This window comes from uncultured Duncaniella sp. (assembly GCF_910578445.1).
In the GTDB taxonomy this organism is placed as follows: domain Bacteria; phylum Bacteroidota; class Bacteroidia; order Bacteroidales; family Muribaculaceae; genus Duncaniella.
Genome location: NZ_CAJTQC010000001.1, coordinates 102,601 through 126,246, shown reverse-complemented (window position 1 = coordinate 126,246; position 23,646 = coordinate 102,601). Strand labels below are relative to the sequence as shown.

The 23,646-nt window shown below is 46.4% G+C and carries 15 protein-coding genes; 7 read left to right on the top strand and 8 right to left on the bottom strand.

The features are described from left to right. Positions 1-66 precede the first annotated feature (66 nt). The 6 genes from QZ311_RS00480 (at position 67) to ruvC (ending at position 5,302) form a co-directional block, all read left to right on the top strand. Positions 67-1,029 (top strand): polyprenyl synthetase family protein, encoded by a 963-nt coding sequence (locus QZ311_RS00480; RefSeq protein WP_297062731.1) that lies wholly within the window; start codon positions 67-69, stop codon positions 1,027-1,029. Between the two features lie 10 nt (positions 1,030-1,039). Further along, entirely contained in the window at positions 1,040-1,819 is a 780-nt protein-coding gene (locus QZ311_RS00475) for a TatD family hydrolase (RefSeq protein WP_297062729.1), read from the top strand. Between the two features lie 144 nt (positions 1,820-1,963). Continuing rightward, the gene (locus QZ311_RS00470) at positions 1,964-2,914 is read left to right on the top strand and encodes a C40 family peptidase (RefSeq protein WP_297062727.1); all 951 of its coding nucleotides are present in this window, start codon (positions 1,964-1,966) and stop codon (positions 2,912-2,914) included. A gap of 40 nt (positions 2,915-2,954) precedes the next feature. Further along, positions 2,955-4,397 (top strand): carbon starvation CstA family protein, encoded by a 1,443-nt coding sequence (locus QZ311_RS00465; RefSeq protein ID WP_297062724.1) that lies wholly within the window; start codon positions 2,955-2,957, stop codon positions 4,395-4,397. A 36-nt stretch (positions 4,398-4,433) separates the two neighbouring features. After that, positions 4,434-4,745 (top strand): DUF4286 family protein, encoded by a 312-nt coding sequence (locus tag QZ311_RS00460; RefSeq protein ID WP_297062723.1) that lies wholly within the window; start codon positions 4,434-4,436, stop codon positions 4,743-4,745. Further along, positions 4,742-5,302, top strand: a complete 561-nt coding sequence (gene ruvC / locus QZ311_RS00455) for a crossover junction endodeoxyribonuclease RuvC (protein WP_297062720.1) — start codon at positions 4,742-4,744, stop codon at positions 5,300-5,302. The genes QZ311_RS00460 and ruvC overlap by 4 nt, the downstream gene beginning before the upstream one ends. Before the next feature lie 20 nt (positions 5,303-5,322). On the opposite strand, the gene QZ311_RS00450 is transcribed toward ruvC, so the two are convergent. The 6 genes from QZ311_RS00450 to QZ311_RS00425 form a co-directional block, all read right to left on the bottom strand. After that, positions 5,323-6,075 (bottom strand): glycosyltransferase family 2 protein, encoded by a 753-nt coding sequence (locus QZ311_RS00450; protein ID WP_297062718.1) that lies wholly within the window; start codon positions 6,073-6,075, stop codon positions 5,323-5,325. 151 nt (positions 6,076-6,226) lie between these two features. Continuing rightward, positions 6,227-6,445: a winged helix-turn-helix domain-containing protein gene (locus QZ311_RS00445; RefSeq protein WP_297062716.1), complete on the bottom strand. Its 219-nt coding sequence runs from the start codon at positions 6,443-6,445 to the stop codon at positions 6,227-6,229. Between the two features lie 216 nt (positions 6,446-6,661). Further along, entirely contained in the window at positions 6,662-8,095 is a 1,434-nt protein-coding gene (locus tag QZ311_RS00440) for an alpha-amylase family glycosyl hydrolase (RefSeq protein ID WP_297062714.1), read from the bottom strand. Between the two features lie 98 nt (positions 8,096-8,193). Beyond that, a complete protein-coding gene (locus QZ311_RS00435; RefSeq protein ID WP_297062712.1) occupies positions 8,194-9,051 on the bottom strand; it encodes a phosphatidate cytidylyltransferase in 858 nt (285 codons plus the stop codon). A gap of 153 nt (positions 9,052-9,204) precedes the next feature. Next, positions 9,205-10,155 carry a tRNA-dihydrouridine synthase family protein gene (locus tag QZ311_RS00430; RefSeq protein WP_297062710.1) on the bottom strand — a complete coding sequence of 317 codons (951 nt, stop codon included), beginning with the start codon at positions 10,153-10,155 and terminating at the stop codon, positions 9,205-9,207. 19 nt (positions 10,156-10,174) lie between these two features. Continuing rightward, positions 10,175-12,538: a glycoside hydrolase family 127 protein gene (locus QZ311_RS00425; RefSeq protein ID WP_297062708.1), complete on the bottom strand. Its 2,364-nt coding sequence runs from the start codon at positions 12,536-12,538 to the stop codon at positions 10,175-10,177. Positions 12,539-13,057: 519 nt separating this feature from the next. On the opposite strand from QZ311_RS00425, the gene QZ311_RS00420 reads away from it, so the two are divergent. Further along, positions 13,058-14,461 (top strand): tetratricopeptide repeat protein, encoded by a 1,404-nt coding sequence (locus tag QZ311_RS00420; protein WP_297062707.1) that lies wholly within the window; start codon positions 13,058-13,060, stop codon positions 14,459-14,461. Between the two features lie 341 nt (positions 14,462-14,802). Here the strand turns inward: QZ311_RS00420 and pncB are convergent, their stop codons facing one another. Both pncB and sprA read right to left on the bottom strand, forming a co-directional pair. Next, the gene (gene pncB, locus QZ311_RS00415) at positions 14,803-16,005 is read right to left on the bottom strand and encodes a nicotinate phosphoribosyltransferase (RefSeq protein ID WP_297062705.1); all 1,203 of its coding nucleotides are present in this window, start codon (positions 16,003-16,005) and stop codon (positions 14,803-14,805) included. A gap of 143 nt (positions 16,006-16,148) precedes the next feature. Continuing rightward, positions 16,149-23,534 (bottom strand): cell surface protein SprA, encoded by a 7,386-nt coding sequence (gene sprA, locus QZ311_RS00410; RefSeq protein ID WP_297062703.1) that lies wholly within the window; start codon positions 23,532-23,534, stop codon positions 16,149-16,151. Positions 23,535-23,646: the final 112 nt, after the last annotated feature.

Genomic DNA, 23,646 nt, shown 5'->3' with positions numbered 1-23,646 from the left:
AAAAACATTGCAGCGACCGATGTCAACATCGGCCGCTGCAAACACAAACGAAAATACAGTGAACCAATGAAAGAATTTGATGAATATCTGGCAATGGTCAATCAGGCAATTGCCAATCTGAGACTGCCTGAACGTCCTGCCGGACTATATGATCCGATACGCTATACTCTTGACTGTGGAGGGAAACGCCTGCGTCCGGTCTTGGCGCTTGCCGCATGTCATGCGATGGGAAAAGAACCCATGACTGCCATACATCAGGCTATCGCGATTGAGATGTATCACAACTTCACGCTTCTCCACGACGATGTAATGGATAATGCGGATGTGCGTCGCGGACGTCCGACTGTCCATAAGAGCTGGAATATGGAGACTGCCATTCTTTCAGGCGATGCCATGCTTACTACTTCTACAATGCTGCTTGCGATTAAAGCCGGAGAGCATCTTGCACCTGCACTCGATCTGTTCAACGGGACAGCGATGAATGTCTACGAGGGACAGCAATACGATATGGACTTTGAAAATCGTCTTGATGTCACTGTCGAAGAATACATGGAGATGATACGATTGAAGACATCAGTACTGTTGGGATGTGCATGCGGTATGGGCGCGCTCATGGCTGATGCCGATTTCGATTCTCAGTTGCAGTTTTTCAACTATGGTGTCAATCTTGGCCTCGCATTCCAGCTTCAGGATGATTATCTTGACACATATGGCAATCCTGAGACATTCGGCAAGGCAATAGGCGGCGATATTCTTAACGACAAGAAGACATGGTTGCTTATCATGGCTTTGAAAGAGGATAAAAGTGGCATCGTGAAGTCTCTTATAGGGAAAAATGACAATCCGGAGGAGAAAATTGAGAAAATCCGTGGCGTATATGATTCGCTTGGCCTTCCCGACAGAATCCACGAGCTTATCCGTGCCTATATCGACTCGGCAATCGCCTGCCTTGACCAGCTTAATATGCAGCCCGAAGCACGCTCGTTCTTTATCGATCTTGCGCTGAAATCAGCGACCCGCAACAAGTAACTCGCCACACATGCTGATTGACACTCATACACATCTCTATCTTGACGAATTTGGCTCGGAAAAGACAGAGACTGTCACTCGTGCGCTTCAGGCAGGCGTAACGAGGATGATATTTCCAAACGTCGATCTTTCGACCATCCGTCCGATGAAAGAGCTTCATGCCATGTTCCCTTCCGCGACATATATGGCTATGGGGCTTCATCCTACAGAGATAGGAGAGAGCTGGGAAAGTGGTCTCAGGATAATACACGATGAACTGGATGCCAATCCGGCCGACTATATTGCGGTGGGAGAGATTGGTATTGACCTCTATTGGGACAAGACTTTCAAAGAAGAGCAGATGAAGGCGTTTTCGATACAGGTCGACTGGGCTATCGAAAGGAATCTGCCTGTAATAATCCATTGTCGCGACGGACTGAGAGAGACGCTTGAGGTATTGTCGGCCAAAAAAGTAAAACCGAAAGCAGTCTTTCACAGTTTTGGAGGTTCTGTCGAGGATGTGAAAGCAATCCGGGAAATAGGAGATTTCTATTTCGGAATCAATGGAATCGTCACCTTCAAGAATTCCGGGCTTCACGAAGTGCTGCCTGAAATTGGAATTGAACGTATTGTCCTTGAGACCGATGCGCCTTATCTTGCTCCTGTTCCATACAGAGGTAAGCGGAATGAGAGTGCATATATTGTCAAGACTGCCGCCCGTGTCGCAGAAATTATGTCAATGTCGGTTGACGACGTATCGCGGATGACAAGCGACAATGCTATAGGGTTGTTTGACAGAATGGACTGCTAAATTTGTTGTCCGCAAATTACAGAATGATGATTTTAACACCGAATTTGCGTTATTTTATAGATTTTTGAAGCCGGCTTGTCATCTGTTTTTTGTAATTTTGTGACCCCGTGTTAGGAAATAAAATCTGATAAATAGCAAATGGCCTTGAAATTATCACTAAAATCTCTGTTTTTTATACTTATCACACTTTTTCCGTGCGCGCTTGATGCCGAGGAGTCTTGGGGTCAGGTGCGCATACCTGTAGCTTGTATCCGTGATGGAAAGGGACATTCGACTGAAATGACTTCTCAGGCAATCATGGGCACACCTTTGCGTGTGCTTGAGTCAGATGGTGAGTGGCTTCAGATAGAAACCCCTGAAGGGTATAGAGGATACATGAATGTCTCAAGCGTGACGTTGAAATCGGATTCTGAGATGGAGCGTTGGCGCAGTGCGTCCCGTCTGGTCTCTGTGTCCCGTCCAGAGATGAAAATTTATGCTTCACCCGTTACACGTAAACATTCCGATGTTGTCAGCGAACTCGTTCTGTCATCCATAGTTGAAGGTTGTCATGTGAATGACAGTGTTGTTTCTGTCGTGCTTCCTGACGGACGAAAGGGCTATGCCGATTCAAATGGCTTTATGAAAGCCGAAGAGTGGGCATCACGTCCGTTTGACATGGATAAAGCAATGGAGACGGCATATTGGCTGACAGGAACTCCATATCTCTGGGGGGCATGCTCGACTAAGAGTGTGGATTGTTCGGGATTGGTGCGTGTGGTTTATCTTGACCGTGGAATTCTGACCTTGCGTGATGCTCGCCAGCAAATCGGCATAGGAAAAAGAATTGAACCTGAAAATCTTGGTGACTTGCAGCGGGGCGACCTGCTTTTCTTCTCGAACACACCTGACGGACGTATTTCTCATGTCGCGATTTATGATACCGACGGGCGCTATATTCATTCGTCTGGCCTTGTGAAGACCAATATGATGAGTGATGATGACCCTGATTATTCAAAAAGATATTATCGAGGTGCGTCACGCATTGTCGGGATGGAGGACACTCCCGGGATAGTCAGAATGATAAACCATCCGTGGTATTTTAACATCAAATAGCTTACCATATTGTTATTAACCACCCCTCTTAATTTATCCCATGATAACATTTCTTATCTGTCTGGCATTGCTTGTCACTGCCTACTTTGTCTATGGACGTTATCTCGAAAAACTCGCAGATGTCGATACAGAGCGGAAAACGCCTGTTGAGCGTCTGGAAGATGGCGTTGATTACATACGTCTTCCGCGATGGCGTGTTTTTCTGATACAATTGTTGAATATCGCCGGTACAGGCCCTATATTCGGTGCTATACTCGGCGCTTGTTTTGGTCCGGTGGCTTTCCTTTGGATAACTCTTGGAGGTATTTTCTTCGGAGCTATGCACGATTTCCTTTCCGGAATGATGATTATGCGCCATGACGGTCGCAGCTTGCCTGAGATAATAGGCATATACCTTGGTGTTTCAACACGGACCGTTGTAAGAGTATTTTCAATAGTGCTCATGGTTCTTGTCGGCGCTGTGTTCATTCTCAGTCCGGCCGCACTTCTGTCAAGCATGCTGCCCGCCATCGGAAAAAATATCTGGATATGGATTATTCTTGCCTACTATATTCTCGCTACAATGCTACCGGTTGACAAGGTAATCGGCAAGGTCTATCCGATATTCGGAGTCGCACTCGTAGCTATGGCTGCCGGCCTTTTTGTTGTCTTGATGACAGGGGAGTATCAGATTCCGGAACTCACCACACTTCACAATTTTCAGCTTGATCCTGAAGCATTGCCGATTGTACCGACGCTCTTTATCACCATTGCCTGTGGCGCTATTTCAGGGTTCCATGCAACCCAGTCACCTCTGATGGCTCGTTGCATAACAAATGAGAAAAAGTGTAAGTCGGTATTTTATGGCTCAATGATTGCGGAAAGTATCATAGCGTTGATCTGGGCTGCAATTGCAATGGCATTTTTTAATGGCCCGACTCTCCTTGGTGAGCAGCTTGCCCAACACGGAGGCAACGCCGCTTGGGCTGTCGACGTGATTTCCAACACCACCCTTGGGAAAGTCGGGGCAGTCCTTGCCCTTCTTGGAGTGGTGGTAGCTCCGATAACATCCGGTGACACCGCATTTCGTGGCGCACGACTTATCGTCGCAGATATGTTCAACATCGACCAACGCCCGATATTGAAGCGTTTTGCGGTCTGCATCCCGCTTTTTATTGCCGGCTATTCAATCACATTGATCAACTTTGACATTGTATGGCGTTATTTTGCATGGGCCAATCAGTCGCTTGCAGCCGTTGTCCTGTGGACTATCTATGTCTGGCTTGCAAGAAGGAAGCGCAATTATTGGGTTGCGTTGATTCCGGCTGTCTCAATGACATTTGTCGTGACATGCTTTGTATTTGTGTCGCCACAGTTCTTTGGAATTGAGAATCGCATTGTCGCGTTTGTGCTTTCTGCATTAACGACTCTTGGACTTGGTCTGATGGCAAACACCCGTGTCAGTCAAAAAGTGATTATACCTGAAGATAGCTCTGCGATTTAATTTTTTTGTGTCTGAATCAGTTAGATATATTGAATTATGATTATACTGAATACGAGTTTCCATGTACATGTTAGTTTAGATGAGCCTTTCAAAGCTTGGGTGAGGAATGTCTATATTCCGGAGGCGCTTGCTTCAGGCAGACTTTCATCTCCGCGTTTCGCGTCGCTGTTGATTGAGGTGCAGGAGGATTGTGTCAGCTATGCTGTAAGTTTCGAGGCTGCGACTCCTGAGGCTGCATCGGAATGGCACGACAATGCTGGAGCGGAACTTCGTGGAATGCTTCATAAACGGTTTGGCGAAGGTGTCGTATTTTTCACTACATACATGGAAAATTTGCCTTTGAAATGACAACCCACGATAAGATTATTATTGGAATCGACCCCGGTACTAATGTGATGGGTTATGGCATACTTGGGATTCGCGGAAAGAAACCGGAGCTGATTGCTCTCGGTGTGGTGAAACTGAACAAATTCGACAGCCATTATTTACGTCTTCTTAGGATTCATGAACGGGTGTTAGGCCTTGTGGAGCAATTCCTTCCTGACGAGATGGCGATTGAAGCCCCGTTTTTCGGGAAAAATGTACAGTCAATGCTGAAGTTAGGTCGTGCGCAAGGGGTAGCGATGGCTGCTGCATTGTCGCGCGACATTCCAATAACGGAATATGAGCCGAGAAAAATAAAAATGGCTATAACCGGCAACGGCGCGGCAAGCAAAGAGCAGGTGAGGGAAATGTTGAGACGGATATTGGATATCTCGCCTGAAAAACTTGACATTGAGCTTGATGCAACCGATGCTTTAGCGGCAGCTTTGTGTCATCATTATGAATCGTCCAGACCGGTCTCTGTGGCAGGCCCGAAATCATGGAAAGATTTCATTGCCAAGAATCCGGATAGAGTAAAGTAACAAAGGGGAAAGACATGGAATCACATGTCTTTCTTTTGTTTTTTCCGTTTAATGTTACGGATGAAAAATTTGACGTGGCGACAGACTGTAGGCAGGACTCCGAAATAATGACACATGATTTTGAAGCGTTCCCAGAGAGATGCTTTGTGATTAGCTGTGGTGACACCTTCGGAAAGATAGTCAATAAGAATGCGGTCGATATAGCAGTTGCGGTGTGAACGTTGGAGACAACGGATACACCATTCGAAATCGGCGGAATACCTATAGCGTGTGTCGTAGTTATCCACCAGTTTTCTTAATACGATGAAAGCCTGATGACAGACAACCATGCCATCTTTGAAACTGTCGAGGGTTAAGACTGACGGTGCTTTCAGATGCCGGTCGCCAAGGCGGTGTCGTGAAGCATCGACAATCTGAGTCTGGCCATAGACTATACCAGGATAATCATTGTCCATGACAGTGTCGGCAATCAGTTGGAGTGTCTTCTGACTATGAAACGAGTCACCGGCATTAAGGAAGATGACATAGTCGCCTTTTGCCAATCCAAGCCCTTTGTTCATTGCGTCATACAGACCTCTGTCGCGCTCGGAAATAATCGTCATATTGTCGATGGCTGCATCCTTTGCTAAACTGACCGTGTTGTCGGTCGAAGCACCGTCAATGACAATGTATTCGTAGAGTTTACATGTTTGCTCTTCCACGCTCCGCAATGTTGCCGGAATGGTGGAAGCAGCATTGTAAGTAATAGTGATGATTGAGAATAATGGATTCATATAGCTTCGTGGAAACGACAGTGGATTATTTTAATGGCGGATTTGGAGAGATTTTTCAGATTGGCTATTCAAAACCTCCTGCCGGAATATTTCCGACAGGAGCGTTATGGTAGAGGCCGTGCGATTTTAGTCATATACACGGTTTATGCTTTTACTTGTCTTGCAGGAGGGAGATGATGAGTTCTTTGCCGTCTTCGCTCTCGATGAAATTGATTTTTCCTTCGCGTGCGAGCCAGCCAAGGGCTGCGAACAGTTCCTTTTCATTCTTGAGTTTGGCAATCTTTTTCAATTGCTTTGTGTCAAGTGCTTCCGCTTCGTTAAGTGCGGCCCATACGCATCCTGCGTTGATGCCGATAGTGTCAGTGTTCATTGTCTGTAATTTTTAGTAGATGATTAGAATTAGTCAGAGTGTTATGTGATTTGTAGATTGACAATATTGATTAACTAAAACGTTGCGTTACAAATTTACAATTATTTTTATAAATTTATTACTATTTTGCTAACAAATTTCATAGGTTAAAAGTTCACAAGGCATCAACGCTTTATGCGTCAATGCCTTGTGAGGTGAATTATGGTCTATCTTGCTTTAACGATAAAGCAGATATGATGTCAGAGGCTTTAGCTGTCCGCTGAGTTTGCCGTCGTTGATCTTAAAAGAGTTCCCATAGACGGCATCAACATAATCTCCGTCGGGCAATGTTGTAGCAAGGCCATTGATATTCTGCTCATTCAATGTGAGATTAATGATTGCAACACCTGCATTGCCTCGGCTTACAGCGATGACTGCTCCATTGTCGGTAGTGGCTATTGTTTCCGGCTTACCGGTCATTGCGCGGCGGAATTTATTGACTGCCACAACCTCTGGATGCTTGAACTCATCGTTTCCGCGAGCGCCGACACGGTTGTTGCCCCAATAGTTCTCACGGGTGCTTCCGGCTGGACGGCTGAAGAATAGGGGAGTACCGTTCTGGCGTGAGGTGAGGAACACCCAGCCCATACGGATCTGCTCGTCGGTAAGCCCTGCCGATTCATGAGCGTTTGCATATGTGTCGTGTGATTCTACCCATGTCACGAGGTGATTTCCGTCAACAGGGTGATGCCAGTTGAGAAGCGAATCGGCATTGAAATCTGCTTTTTCGAGGACTGTACGGAGCGCATGTCCATAGGCGCTGGCGGTAAGATCCATGTATTCGGCATATTCTGTCTCTTTGACATTCTTGTCCTGCAACACTTCTCCATAGATAAACAGCGAGTCGGCAGGTACGGAAAGTTTGAGACCTTTGACCTCTTCACGGCCGGTAGCTACATCCCAGAAATTATTTCTGGCAGCGAGACTGTCAAGCGGGTCGGATGGCAGACCGATATGTTTTGCGGTGTCGTAACGGAATCCTTTGACTCCAAGGCCAAGCAGGTCATTGACATAGGTCATGTAGTAGTGCTGGAAGTCCGGATTTTCGGTATTTACATCCGGCAGACCACCCATCTCTCCGGTGGTGCACTGATAGCGGTCATTATAATCTGTAATCGGAGTGAAACCGTTGGCATGATAAAGTTTGTCGTGACCGCCTACAGCTGCGTCAAGGTCAGGAAGGACGGCAGTGTGGTCGATGGCAGTGTGATTGGGCAGAACGTCTACGATAACCTTGACATTATATTTATTAGCACTGTCCATCATAGTCTTGAACTGATTGCGGTCGCCAAGAAGATAGTTTCCTATTTTCCAGTCGGTAGGCTGATAATAGTAATACCATTTACCACTGACCGAGTCGCCGGGCTGCGAGAACAATGCAAGTCCTCCATTTTCGCCGACATAGCAGGTGTTGGCAGGTGATGTCTGCACGTATGCATAGCCTGCTTCTGCAATATCTTTCATATTGGCTGCAATCGTGTCAAACGACCATGACCATGCGTGGAGAATCACATCGTCGTTTGTCGAGGCGTTGGCCTTTGTGTCATTTCCATTGCCGCAGGATGTGAAAATGCCGGCTCCGGCAATGGCAAGGTAAAGAAAGTGTTTCATTTTTAGATAAATAATAGAAGTGTAGGTATGATATATAATTATGATAATAGATGGTAAGTCAGATATATGAATACGCGCCCGAATTTTTATTTCGGCTCTCAGGCATAGAGCTGGAGAGCTGTCAGATAGAGCAAGGTTGCCGGAATGACAAGCAGGAGCGAGTCGATTCGGTCAAGGATTCCACCGTGTCCCGGCAGGAGTGTCCCGGAATCCTTTACTCCAAGAGTCCGCTTAATAAGCGATTCAATGAGGTCGCCCCATGTAGCAAAAGCCGCAACTACCGCTCCGAGACCGATAAGGCCGCAGAGTGATATGTTTGCAAAATACAGTGGGAAGCAATATTTGAATACAAATGCAGATGCAATCACGAATGCAACACCGCCAAAAAATCCTTCCCATGATTTTTTAGGCGATATTCTTGGGAAGAGCTTATGTTTTCCAAACAGAGACCCTATGCAGAACGCACCGGTGTCATTAAGCCATATCATTATAAATACGGCAAGGAGAAGATGCATTCCATTCGGGAGCGTGTAGTACATTGCCATAAGTCCTAACGGGAGTGCGACATACATCTGGCCCATAAAAGAATATGCGAGATTCGTAAGGGGTGAGGACTCTTGATTATACAGCTGCATGACAAGACGGACAATCATATAAAGAAGATATATGGTGAAAAAAGTCCCGCCCATGACTGCTGTGGTAAAGGGAGTCAGTACACCGGTGTTGACACATCCGAGTCCTACGCACAATATGAGACCGCCGGCCACATCTATAATTAGCGTTGTGATATTCTCTCCGCCTGTAGATGCGTTGGTGAGATTGTAGAATTCTTCAAGTGCAAGTATTGCTATAAGGCCGAAAAAGACAATGAACAGCCATCCTCCGGAAAGGACGCTTGCGCAAATCAGACCAACATAAATTATTCCGGTTATGCTTCGTAGTAAGAGGTTTTTCATCTTTCACAAGTAAATTTTTGCAAAAATAGCGAAAATTTACTTATCATCCATTGTTTTGTGGAATTATTTCCCCTTCATGACTTATAAATGGCGTATAAATCGGTGAATGGGTTATGAGATTTGCGTGTTTACACTGCCTGTAAGCAGACTGTATTACGACAGTTGCATGACTGCCATGCGATATGAGGAAATAGTGTTCGCTTTGCCTATCCTTTTTACAGACTTACGGTCAAATTCAGATCCGAAATATTCCCATAGAGGTTTGATTTTCGACAGAATCTGCGTTTCGCCTCCAGTCAGTGTCATATTGTAATGGTTGAAGATTTCATCATGGAGTTTCAGTAGCCGGGTGGCGCGTTCTGCGCGTGTCCATTCTTGACCTTGTTGCCATTCGGCAATGATTGAAGGCCGCATGAGCAACCCTCTGCCAATCATTATGCCATGAAGTCCGGGATAGCGTTGGCGGAGTTCGTTGATTTGCGAAGGTGAGTAAATGTCGCCATTGAAAATGACAGGATTGGCAGACCGGTCGATGAGTCGGTTGAATTCATCGGCATGCAGCTCTCCGGCATATTGTTGAGAAGCCGTGCGTGGATGTATTGTCAGATGACTAAGGTTGATTTCATTGATTATTTCAATTATATCGCGCCAGTCTGTGGGTCGCTCTACTCCGAGACGCATTTTGATTGAAAATTCCATATCGGTCATCGACATTATATGCCGCCCGATTTCAGCTATAATGTCCGGCTTGACAAGTAGACCTGCCCCTCGGCCTTTGCGCACTTGAGGGACAAAAGGACAACCCATGTTCAGATTCACGCGCTTATGACCGGTATTTCTGACGGCATCGACAAGCCTCAGAAATTCATTGATATCTTTGAAAATTATCTGAGGTATCAACTGATGGTTTGAGTTGAGTTCGGATGTCGCATCACGTAGGTCTCGATTCCTTACTTCGCCCCTTTCCCAACGGATGAAAGGGGTGAAGTAGGTCAGTGGACATTCTTCCATTCCGTAGATTTCGGAATGGAAATGTCTGAATGGCGCTTCGGTAAAACCCTGAAGCGGAGCAGCCATAAGCTGAAAGTCTGAACTTGGGGTCATATTTTAGACATTATTCTGTTTATTCCCGATGAAGGAGGCGGATATGGTATATTCCTCCGGCTGTCTGATTTTTTTCGCCTGCAAATTTTACAGTGATAAACTCTTTGCCGTCTGTCAGATGGGATGGAATTGTATATTCTTCTTCAACAAACTCATCGCGTCCCCATTTGCCCGAGGGATTTTCCGACGCGATAATGTTGTCATCGACCAATATATTGAATCGCCTTGCTCCGTTTTCGTTACCCCAGTAACGAAGACGCAAGATTAAATCCGATCGGCCATCGGTCTTTAGTTTATAGGAAAAGAATCCTCCGTTTGAAGCGTCGCGCCAAGGTTCGCCATTGAAGTTTCCGGCCACCGATGATTTTGCTTCCATGAAATGGTCGGCCTCAGGCTGCTGTTCGCCGGTGTTCACCGCATCGACAGTCCTGCGGTCAAGAGCCAGCCTGCGTTCCTCGTCTTTACGGGCATTTTCTCGATAGGTGTCATAACGTTTCTGTGTCATTGACAGCCAGTATATCATATAACGCGAATCGTGAATACGGTAGAATGGTTCGAGCATTACAGAGCCGAATTTTTCGTCAAATAAACCGGAAACCGTATAGGTCATATCCCTGCCCTCGACCGGCTTCATCGCATTGAGCTTCTTTACGATATCAGAACGTTTGCCGATGAGTAGCGGAGTGTCGAACACCGACACCAGTTCGCCTCCGGCGATATGTGCCCAACGGTGGTCGTCGGCAATCAGACCGTGCAACGGAGTGCCGTTGTCGAATCTCGCGCCCAACACTATAGGGCCTCGCATAATACTGATGTAGTCAGGGAGATAATTAAGTTCTTCGACGGTCACTTTCATCGGCATTTCAAGTTCGACCACATCTCCGTCATTCCATTCACGGTTTAAAGATATGTAGGATGAAGGATTGGATTTTATTTTGACGGATTCACCGTTTATTTTGACTTTGATTGCGTCACACCAGCCGGGGTGACGAAGGAGCAAACCAAAAGTCCGCGGTGTAGTGCTGTTGACTGTCAACCTGACCAATCCGTCTTTTGGGAATTCGGTTTCTTGAGTCAGTTTTATTTCTTTTTCTTTCCAGTCGAGAACGGATGGGATGAAGAGATTGACCCAAAGTGAATCGTCGGAATGGGTATAGATGAACTGGCCGTATTTGCCATGGTTTTCCATGCCTGTGCCGACACAACACCACATAGCACAGTTAGGTTTCGAATATACACGGTAGTGACCGGGACGTGCGGATGTGAAATAGACATATCCTCCGTGGTCAGGATGCTGGGTTGAAAGAATATGGTTGTAGAGAGCCCGTTCGTAGAAATCGGCATATCGGGCTTCTGGCGACATGCGGAAAAGTCCCTCGGTAAGTTTGAGCATGTTGTTGGTGTTGCATGACTCCGGGCCTTCGCGGTCATCGACATAGCTTTTTGCATCGGCCTTTGAGGCGAAATGTTCGCGTCGGCTGTTTCCTCCGATTGATAGAGAACGGTTATAGACTACGGTTTCCCAGAAAAAACGTGACGCTTTCTCATAGTCAGTGTCAGAATCAAGCTCGGCAATTCTCTGGAATCCTACGACTTTTGGCACTTGGGTGTTTGCATGCCTGTTGTCAAGATTGTCAATTCCGGCAGCCATATCATCGAACAGCTGATGATGGGTGAATCGGCGTGCGGCCTCCAGATATTTTTTGTCGCCTGTCATGGCATAAGCATCGGCATAGACTTCGTTCATTCCTCCGAATTCGTTGTCAAGCATTGACTCCATCTGGGCATCTGATAACGATGAAATTACACCGATGCCCCAGTCACACATGCCAAGGAATAGGTTGCGTCCGACTTGAGATCCTGTGTACACCCAGCTGTCGCGTAGTCCGGCATATATTTTATGGATATTGTACCATGGAACCCAATAATTCCATATTTCACCTGTATTGCCTTTTCGGATTGAATTCCACAGGGCATCGCCACCCGGGACTCCGCCTACATATCCGTCGCCTCTTGCAATGGCACACATTGACAGTTGCGACAGCATATAGTCCATTCGTTCTTTAAGCGCATCATTGCCGGTTGCTGCATAGTGGATTGCAAGAGCCGACAGGTAGTGTCCTCCTACATGACCGTCAAGACCATCCCAGTTGACAAAACTTTCCCCTTTTGGATTGAGTCCGGCTGCTTTCAGATAAGGTGCGAGCAGGCGGTCGGTGTCATAGCTGAGCAATATATCTGTGTTAAGGTCCATCGCATGTCGGAAAGGACTGTCGAGCAACCTTACATCAGATAGTGGAAATTCATTCTCATAAAGGCGTGCCTGAGAGTATGCGGATGTGATACATGATACGGCTAAGATGATTGAAGACAGGATTCTCATTTGATAATTAGATTGGTTGTTTTATATATTTTGCCTTAATATGGTTGATATGTATCTTAAATCCGTTTGCATCAGCAAAATTATACATAATCCCTTATTCCTGTCATCAATGATTCAATCTTTTGCATATCTATTTGTATCATCGCCCCTGTTTGGCCATGATTATGCTATTATCCGCATGTATATGATATTTCATCCCGGTCTTTATCCTCATAGAATAGCCATTCTTATTTAAATTTTTGTATTGGTGAGGATGATATGCGTTCATTGGTTTGCCTTCTTCCAAGAATGCAAACCACCCATCAATCGCAAAGATATGGATTTTTTATGATATATTGGCTGATTTATTGCAATTAAGTATGTCTATTAATCCTCTTGTGTAGGAAGCTTTCAGTTTTTTTACTAAATTTGCGAATAGCGGTATTCTCGCAAGTTTGTCAGGCTGATAGGTCAAGACAAAGCCTTGGGTGGAGACTCCATGAAAATTGCTTATTTACTGAGATAATACGGATTGAAGATATGAATGAAGAATTAAAGAAACAGATTGCCGATTGGCACGCGGCTGACCGTCATAAGGAAATCATTAATGCTTTGGAGCGGCTTCCGGCTGCGGAGCGTGATTATGATGCAATAGGTTTTTTGGCAAGGGCTTACAATAATATTAACGAATATGCCAAAGCCGCAGAGTTGCTTGAATCTGTCAGGGAGGAAGGCGAAGATGATGCAGTTTGGAACTTCAGGATGGGCTATTCGCAGTATTATATTGACAATAATGCCGAAGCTCTCCGCTGTTTCAACAAAGCTCACGCACTGGATCCGGATGATGAAGACGCGCTGTACTTCATTCGCCAATGCAATATCTATATGCCGTTGGCTGCACGTGTCGAAAGATTCTGGAAATGGTTTGTGGAGAATGAGAGGAAGTTGTCTGATATGATTCATGCTAAGACGCAGGAGGATGCCGATGATTTCATGGCATTTGTCCGGGAGGGTAGCGCTATGATATCGGAAAACATGAATTACAATTTAGGAGGTGACCATGAGTTTACTTTTTCGGTGGAGGGTTGGCCGGATCTCTTCATCCTTTATCCCTATATAATTTCATGTATGCCTGAAAGCCTGAAGGCAAAATGGAAATTCAACTCATTCAATCATGGAACTGACCAAGCTTTCGGCTTCAGAATGTATGGCGCTGACATTGATACTGCACGGATAATGGTGCGTGCTTCATATGATGAAAGAATCGGAAAGTTCCACGTTTCCTACTACGAAAAGAGCCTTAATGCGCTGTCAGAGAATGAAAGCGGCGGAGCTATGTGGGTTATACTGGAAAACACTCTTGGAGAGGGCGTTTCGTTTAAGTATATCGACGCTATTGAGCAGGCCGCGGAGTCTGAGGACGCTATGATTCCATTGCCCGAACTGAGAAAACATATCAAAGAGACATTGGTGGCTCATGGTCAAAAGTTTTTTGAGAATCCCAAGGAGATTTACAGCTCTTATCGAATGAATCCACAGGAAAGTGACGATTTGCGCTACGACGTAATAACAGGCTCTACTTGTCTCGATTCCGTTGTGGCCGACTACTATAATGATGCGACAGATATTTTTGACCATATCAACAGCTTTGGTGCGCAGGCCGTGTTTATCGCTTTTCAAAATCCTGATAATAAAGCCGACAATGATATTCTGAATCTTCGCTATGACATTGAGGACAGAATATCCGACATGATACTTGGGCCGATGAATCTCGGTCAGGTCTTAGGAGGAGCTACCGGAACTCATCGCAGCTATATCGACCTGATTGTATATGATTTCATTACTTTTGTCCATGCGGTAAAGCCTTTGTTGGAACAATATCCTGAATTCGAATTCTATCTGTCGGATTTCAGACGGAATTCCGGATTGATACAACTGACCTAAGCTGTCGCCGTAGCTAATAATACCAATCATCAACCGATACAGTATATTTTCGTAACTTATCGCATACTTAAAATCTTACAACCATGATTGGAATAGTCCTTTGGGCAATACTTATTATATTCATCGTTATTTGCGCCTGTCCGGGCTTTATAACCGCTTTAATCGTAAATTCTGCGATTGTTCTAAGTGTATATGGTCTTATCTGGTGGATAGGACAAAAAATCAAAGGTAAAAGATAACGAATATATATAACCACTGTTCAGCCGATGCTGAACAGTGGTTATATAAGCCAAAGCGGCCAGTGACGTTAAAGGGAGTGTTTCGTCTTTAAAATATCCGGCTTAATTGATATGTAATATGTCCATAAAGCGTTTGACTACTTCCGGATTTCCGGAATATTTGCCTTTGTCTTCGCTCAGTTTGCAGGTTTCGTTGAAAAAAGTCCATGCTTCCGTGATTTTTACAGCTACGAGCTTGATGACTATATTTCGGGGCTCTATCCCTTCGAAATCATTTGTGAAATGTGTTCCTATTCCAAATGACGGCTGGCAGACTTTGGCTGCGCATTCCTGAATTTTAATCGCCCTGTCGACATTCAGAGCGTTGCTGAACACGACTTGTTTACTCTTTGAATCGATGCCGAGAGAGCGATACTTGTCGACGATTCGTTGCAACTCTTCAAGATTGTCACCGCTGTCCACGCGCAACCCCTTGAACATATTCGCAAAATCCTCTGAGAAATTCATGCTGAATATGTCCCATCCATAAGTGTCATAAAGAAATGTTCCGAGTGCGCCTCTATAGGTTTCAGACCATGCTTTCATTGCCAGATGGTTTGCCATCTGCGGTCCATACATGCCGGCAATGGCACATATCAGTTCATGAGCCATTGTGCCTATGGGTATGAGGTTATATTTCATTGCGAAATAAACATTGCTTGTCCCTGTGAAACCGCCCGTTCCCGAATGTCGGGTGGCGCAATCTGTCATGGCCTTTACAACCGTATCCTGAGTAGCGAAAGAAGCCCTTCGGCGTGTGCCGAAATCGCTGAACCGGCATCCTGCATCGAGCAGACGCGTGGCTTTATCGAATGAGAGGTGATAGTATTTATCGAGGTCGAAATTTTTTGCCTCGCCTGTCATTTCATAGTAAAGTTCCGAAATGATTGCAAGGATTTTTACTTCAAATAATATCGTATCGCTCCAGCTTCCTTCGATTTCAACTGACAGATGGCCGTCGCAATCCTGATTGACGGTCACGCTTTTCGGATTATAGCGATATCCTTTTAAGAAGGTGTAGAACCATAACGGTATGTATGGACAGCGAAGTTTCATGTAAGCAATTTCATCATCGCTTATTTTTAGATTTTCAAGTGCTGAAATCTGGGCTCGCAGTTCTTTTGCAAATCCGGTCGGATAAACCGTGGCATCCCGGTCGATGAATGTATATTTGACCTGTGCGCGTGGGAAATTGTCAATGACAGAGCAGCACATTGTGAACTTATACAAATCGTCGTCTGTAAAGTGGGTTATTATCTGTCGCATATCGTGTATTTTGTCGTGAACAATTGAAGATAGTATGATAATAAAACCTTTGGTGTATCCAAAGAGTTTATATCAGCAATCAAGGTTCGACAAAAAGAAAATGCTTTGCGGTCCGTACAGCCTGCGTTTCCCTGCAATCGTTGTTATCTTGCCAGAGACAGGTTGATGTTGAATCCGAAGGAGCTGTTTGTCGTAGGATATGATGTTGACGACACGATAGGGGTGTTGACTTGATGGTCGAAGAATGCTCCAAGCGTAAGACGGCGCGACATTATGTAGGACGCGGTGAAATTTAGCGTCAGGGTTCGTGTTCCGGAAGTCGCCTGAGTGTAGGCGGTTTCGATTCTTCGGATGAGCGCCTGTGTTTCTGAGAAATTGAAATCGGCATTTAGTGTGAGGTCATTTGATATGCCTCTTCCTGAACCCTTCATTTTCAGCACAGTGTTGAATCCGATGATTTTATAACCGAGTCCGAAAGTCATCCCGCGTTGATTGGCCTCGACAATCTGTCCTGCCGAGGTGTTGAGTGTCAGAGTGCGGGCGTCGCGGTATTCAGCCGACAGTGTAAGGTCATTTTTCAATGTCACGGCAGCCCCGATGAGAGGTGCGAATTTTTCGGTGATGGCAACTGATGAGATGTTGTAGGGGGATGTCGGGACGGGATTTCCTGTAAGTTCGTCGATTGTGAAGCCGAGATTGCCGTCAGGAGCTCCGGCGCTCATCCAGTTTAGATACGAGGAATATGAGCCTACGGAATAGGTGCACTGATAAGCATGGCTTAAGGTAAATGACTTGAATATATTGCGGAGATTGCCTATATAGAGAAGACCGTCGTAGGTTACTCTCCAGTTGGGAAGTGCGTTGGCAAACGAGGGGAACGGTGTGAGATATTGTTTTGCCGGATTCGTTCCGGTGTAAGCCGCGAGGAATGCCGGGATGAGGATGTCAGAGCTGGTCTGGCTCACGTCGCCGACTTCAGGATTGAAAGGATTGCCGGCATTGACATTGCCTTCCATTGCTCCGCCCATAGGGTAGAGCAGCCCCTCATACTCGTTTCTGACGCGAGAGGCTATTATTGGAATATTCGCGAGGAATTGGTTGAATGCTTCAGACTCGTAGCCATTGTCTGCTTTGAAATGCTTCAATGCTGTTTTCATCGCGACATGGGTTTTGGTATACGAACCGGCAAGTGAAGTAGGCATGTTGTCATACATGAACTGTGTTGACTTCGTGCGGTTGTCGGTGCGGTTGGTTGTCAGCAGAATTTTGAGCCCGCGTATCGGTTCGAGTGTCAGCTCGATATTCAATTCGTTGGTGCGCGAGAAAATGGCAGGAGAAGTCTGGCCGTCGTCGGTTATGAGCCAGCCTTGTCGCAGAGCTTTGTCGATATAGTTTTCACCTGCGAAACCGAATGCGAAATCAAGACCCGGCGACATCGGGCCATAGCTGCGTGACTGCCCGAATATGTTGCCGATTTCAGGACGGAAAAGAGGCAGGGAGAGGGATTGAGTTGAGCGGAAACGCACAGAACCGGACCGTGGCGACATGAGCAGCCTTGCTCCGTATTGGCCGATTTCAGTCCAGATTGATTTTTCCTCTTTAAGGTTTTCCTCGATGGTGAATTTAAGATTCTGGTCACCACGGGTGAGGATTGCGACATTGTTGGCGTCAATAACTTTATGCGTCACTCGGAAGGGCTTTCCGTCGATTGTTGTCGCAGTCACTTTTACCTTTGCATTGCGCAGGTTGTGACGGATGTTTAGGGTGGTATCTGGCAGAAGTGCATATGTGCGTTCAAAACGCTTTGCTTTCTTGGGCTTGGCTTGTGAACGTCGTGCTTGGAAACGTTGGTTGACCTTTTTTGTATAGCTCCATTTGTTGTAGAGGGTTTCAAAATTCACACGTCCGTCAATGTTCCATGCGGCCTGATTTGCTATGGAATTGCCCATCGCGACACCGTCAATTTCAGCTCCTCGATCCCAGCGGTAAGTTGCGTTATATGATGCGTTGCCTGTTAACCAGTCAAGAACCGGGATGCGGTTGAAAGGTGCACGGTAGTTGACCACGAAACTCTGGTTGTAGCTCCACGGCGTGCCGAGATGGAGAAGACTTTGGATTACGGTGTCTTTCCATTCCTTGTATTTGTCGGGGAACAGCTTACGGTTCACCGCACCCATTGTCTCTTCGATGCGGGCAGAAGTGTTACTGTTGAAGTTGACTGAAAGTGATTTTGTGAGATTCCATGTCAGAGCGAGCTGACGGTCCCAGATGAAGTTTTTGCTGACGGAGACCGGGAGCTGAAAATCCACATCGCTTTCTGAACGCGTCTGCAATTCATAATAGTAACGTGATATGGTGGTAAGGAATGAGATGTTCGTAGGAACGTAGTTCAGTTCCCATTCCTTGAAAAATTTCATATGCTTTGACTTGCTCTTGATGAAGCTGAGGGGGCGCAGGCCTTTGACATATGGCGTGTAGCTATACTGGAACGATCCGCGATAGTCGTTGGTGTTCTCGTACTCGGTGGTCGGATCTGTCTTGGATTGCTTGTTGAAGGAGAAATTGAGCGTAAAATTGGCCGGATCCCATGGCATTGGGTTCTTGGATTTCACATCGAATTTCAGCCCTGAAATCGAGAAGCTCTTGACGGTGCTGTTCTCGATTGCAAAAGCTCTGATTGAGTCTTTTTGAGCCTCGGTTGTGCATGCGTCAATGGCATCCTTCAACCTTACGTCCTGATCAAGCGGATTGTATTTCGGAGTGATTTTTTCTTTTGAAACTGAGTAGTAGACCGGGGCGCGGAGCTTGGCTTTTTCAGGTAGAAAGCGACCTGCGTCTACCTGCATTGCAAAATTATATTGTGAATAATCATCAATGCGGCGGGCATTGAGCGACTGATCGACAGAGCCAAATCCGGCGGTCTCCATGTGAGCGCCGAGATTGAGTGTGGCTATGTCTGAAACACCGAGATTGACATTGCCTTTTGCAGCCCATCCTCCGGAATTCTCAAAATCAGTGACCTTCAGTTCGTTCAGCCAGACGATTGCATCTTTTGCCGAGGAGGCGTTGTTGCGTACGCCAACCATCATCACACGGATGTCACTGAGCGACGGATTTCCCATCACAGCCATGCGGTTGCGCTCGTTTGAAGGATCACGTCCGGTAAAAAGAGTTCCGAATCCGACTCCGGGCTGCTGTTCATTTTTAGCGCGGTTTCGAGCCTTTTTCAAATCGACAAGACTCTGTAGCTCGAAGTCCATGTAGTTGCTCCGTGGCCATACGATATAGCGGTCTGCTCCGTCCTGAGCATATTTGCCGAACGGGGTGAGCTCCAATGGCACTTCATATTCATAGAAATTGCTCTTCACGTCAGAGCCGAGACGTATGAAAACCGAGATTTCCCCGGAGCGTAGATTCGTATGGTCATCAAGTAGTTTTTCCGCGTGAACCCACATCTGCATGCGCTTATAATTGCGCAGGTCGTGCTGTGTGTTGCGATATACGCCACGAGCATCGCCGGGCTGAAGTCCGGTGACTTTCAGCGACATTGATTGCTCGTTAAGCTGCACAATCTGCTGTTGGCCCGGATCTGAGATTCGTGTGACACCGGGAGGCAGCACGTAGTTTACAGGTTCACGCTGCATATTTTCCTCGATGTTTACCACGGATACATCCAGATCTCCCTCGGCCGGAGAATCACCGCGTGTGTTGAGATTGAACATGTATGGACGCCATTCGCCTCTGACAAGCTCAAGTGTGGCAAAACGAAGATGGGTGACAGCCTTGAAGCCTGTCATGAACATGCGTGCGAAACGGATGGTCGAAAAATCCGAGATATTGCCGACCACTTTCTGATAATCACTCAAGGGGACTTTGAACTGATACCAGACCATCTCCTGTGTTGTGCCGTCGCTGTTGGCCACTATTGCAGTTCGCTTGTCGGTGATATAGTTTTTGCCTACGACCAGATCTTCCGGGCGTATGGAGATTTTATACTGGAAATAGCGTTCATATTCATTAAGCGTGTTGTCCTGATTGATGTCCTCGACATCTGGAAGCGCGCGCGATGACTGATATAGCGGGTCAGGAGCGTCCTGTGGCGAAAGTGAGTTGCCTTCCACTCCATTGTAGCGTTTATAGCGTTCGAGCACTCCAAGGCGCTGTTCGTCATAGTCGAATCCACGGAAGAAATGATAGTTGTCGCCCGCAGGGTCATTGAATGGCGAGAATGCGTCAGACTGCATGCGCTCGATTGTCGAAGCTGGGAGTTTTGCGCGGAGCTGGTCAAGATAGTTTGAATATGACGAGAATCCGAATTCATCATCGTTGATGAGCCCGTCAAGGCCGACGTCCTGAGGAAGTCGCGAGTTCGTATTATTATCAAATGCGTATGTCAGGGAATTCTGTGAAGATACGCGTCCCCACGCTGTCGTCTGTAGGAACTGGTCGTTGCCATCGACCGGAATGCCATTTTCGTAACTTTTAAGACCGTCTTTAAGGATATCTTCTGAAATCTCACCGAAATTCAGATAGAGGTCACCGCCCGACAGGTTGTCATTGTCAGGGTCGAGGAATGGCGAAAGCATCCAGAACTGGACGTATTCGATGTTTGACGACTCGAAATTGGTATTATCCATCTTGCGCATGATGCCACCCCATCTGCGTTCAGGAAACAGAAGATTTCCCTCATCGTCAATGTCTGTCGCGTCAAGATTGTATGGTCCTCGTTCGGAGGGATAGAATGAAAGATTGAGCGTCTGGATGGTATTTGCTTCACCATATGTCTGTTCGCGACCGGGAAAAACTTCTGTCACTTTGATTTCACGGACATATGGATTGTTAAGCTGTTTCGTGTCGCTCTTTATATATCCCGGGCATAAGGATGAGTTTCGTGCAGTGAACATGCGGTCGATGAAATACCAGTTGATCAGTGCTCGGTTTTTACCATAAGTGACATCGTTTGAAAGAGCCGCTTCCGGAAACAGAGCATCTCCTGACGGGTCATATGGTGTCGATGCAAGAAACCATGAATATGGCGAGCGCAGGTCTATGCCATATTGTGCGGATTCGAAATCATCAATGTATGACGAACCGTTATTGCTGCCGCTCTTCTGTTTGTGGGGAATGAGGTTGGCGAATTCTGCTTGCACACTGAGTGTCGAAGGCTGCACGGCGTTCACTGTCGGAATTTTGTTGAGCAGATTTGTCAGCCACATGAAGCGCGTGTTGTATTGCATGTTAAGCCCCCATATGGTATTGTTGACAATCTCATCACCGATATTGACCTTTTCTGTCAGAGCCTTTTCCGAAAAGTGCATGAGCGTAGCCCCGACATTGAAGTCCTTGTTGAACTGATAGTTGAGGTCAAGGCCGAGGAGCGTTTTGCGCTGCATTGAGAATTGCGACTGGTCTTCGAGCGACACACTGATATTCTGACCGGAGTCTATTATGCTCTGATTGGTGATAGTCACGACTCCCATTGCATAATCTACGGTATAGTCGCTGTTTTCGATAAGCACAACACCGCCGGCTGTCACGACAACAGATCCGCGAGGGACGTTGAACGCATTAAGACGGATTTGAGAGCCACCTCCCGATGACTGGTAGCGGCCTGAAAGAATGAATTTGTTCCTGTCGGCAAACTGGCGGGCCACAACTTGTGTCGAGTCATAAAGCTGCTGGTAGAGATACGGTTCGGCAAGCGCAGGATTACCGATTTTCTTTTCAAGGTTAGTGCCGAAAGGCTCAACGACGGGGAATATTATTTTTCCTTGATTGGAGAGCACGGTGTAACCTTCGATGTAGTCGAAAAATCCGTCCGGATTCGATGCCTCGTTTGAGTCTATGCGGTCAAGATTCATGACCTGAAGCAGCGGGACGTTTGAAATTGACGGCACGGGCAGATAGTTTATCTCTGTGCCGGTCGTGTCGCTCAGATATTTTATGTTGAGCCTGAAGTTCTGCTTCTGGATCATTGTTGTGCCGAGCGAATAGACATTTTTCATCATGAGGTCCCACATCGGCAGTTTTGGTGCGACGGTTGTCGACTTGAGCATTTTCAGATAGAGGGATTGGTCGGTCGATGTAATGTCGGCCGAGAATTCTCCCACCTGATATACTTTGCCGTTATAGGTATATTCGTATGCGACACCAAGCACTTCGTCGGCTGCAAGGGCACTTTTTAGCGAAATATAGCCGAGGGTGGAGTTGAGCGTGTACTCCGATGATGACAACAGTCGTGCGGATTCGACTTTTTCATAATCAATACCTCCGTTTATCCCATAGGCGTTAAGAGGAGAAAGCGCTTGGGTGACAGTATTGATATTGCGTGCGCCGGGATAATCCTCTTTGATGACGGAGAGCAGATTGTTGGAGAGGTTGGACGGTTGTTGATAAGCCTGATTGCCCTGCCAGTAGTTGCTTGCGAGATGGTTGCTCTCTCCAAGGTCCATGAAGGCAACGAAATTTCGGCTTTGGTCGAAACGTCCGTTGCGGTTTGTTATCCAGACTTCAATACGTGTAATTTGTATGCCTGATGAGACAAAAGGCAAGCGTGAGGCAAAATTGTCGTAGTTGTCACGAAAATAATGTCCCAGAAAGAAATGCCTGTTGGCATCATAATTATCAGCTTTGATTGAAAAATCGGTTGTCTGCGATCCGCCTTTCGAACTAACGGATGTAGATTGCGAATTTTGCTGTGACACGAGTGCCGTGGCCGTCAGCTTGCCGAATTGAAGTTTTGTCTTTATGCCGAATAGGGCTGTGCTTCCTCTGATTAGCGACGAACCGGTGGTCATGGAGACATTTCCGGCCTCGATTGATTTGACAATGTCATCTTCTTTGCCTTCATAGGCGAGCTTGAGATTCTTTGAGTCAAAATCAAAGGTGGCATCGGTGTTGTAGGTCATGTTGAACTTCATGCGGTCACCGACGGTGGCCGCTACCGTTGCCTGTATTTTCTGGTCGAAATCGAAATAAGTCTTTCTTCTTGCGTCGAGAGAGAGAGCCGGATTGTCAGTCTTGTTAGTCTTGACACCCATAGCTATGTTGACCGAGCCTTGGGTCTTGAGCTGCACACCGCCGGGGCCGAATATTTTTTCAAGAGGACCAAGAGCGAAATTCATATCAAGGATGTTGAATGGCTCTTTGTCAGGCTTTGTCATGGCTTCTGAGTTGCGCAGATTGAAGTATTGCTGCATCTGTCTGCGAGTCTGCCAGTTGTTGTACTGTTCCGGTGTCAGATAAAACGGTGTCGTGATGTCATATTCACCGAGGCGCGTACGAATGACATAGCAGCCGAGCTGTGGGTCATATTCGGCAACCGTCGATATGTTTGACGGATTTGAAAGATCGGCTGCGAGTTCTTGCTTCATCAGGTCTTCGTAGCTCTGTGGAATGGGCTGGCTTACAGGAAATGGAATCCGTATGGAATCTGTCTGCGAATCCGGAGCTTTGGCCGGGATTACAGGGGCAGGTGGATTGAATTGGGGAGTGATTACCTGCGGAAAGGCTATAAAAGCCCCTGTCACCGTCAGTGTGGCTATGCCGGCGAAGAAGGATGAAAAGATGAATATGTCGCGCCGTTTTTTCAGGGCTTTTATGAGCTGGTTAAAGTTTTGTTGTTAAAAAACATGTCTGAAA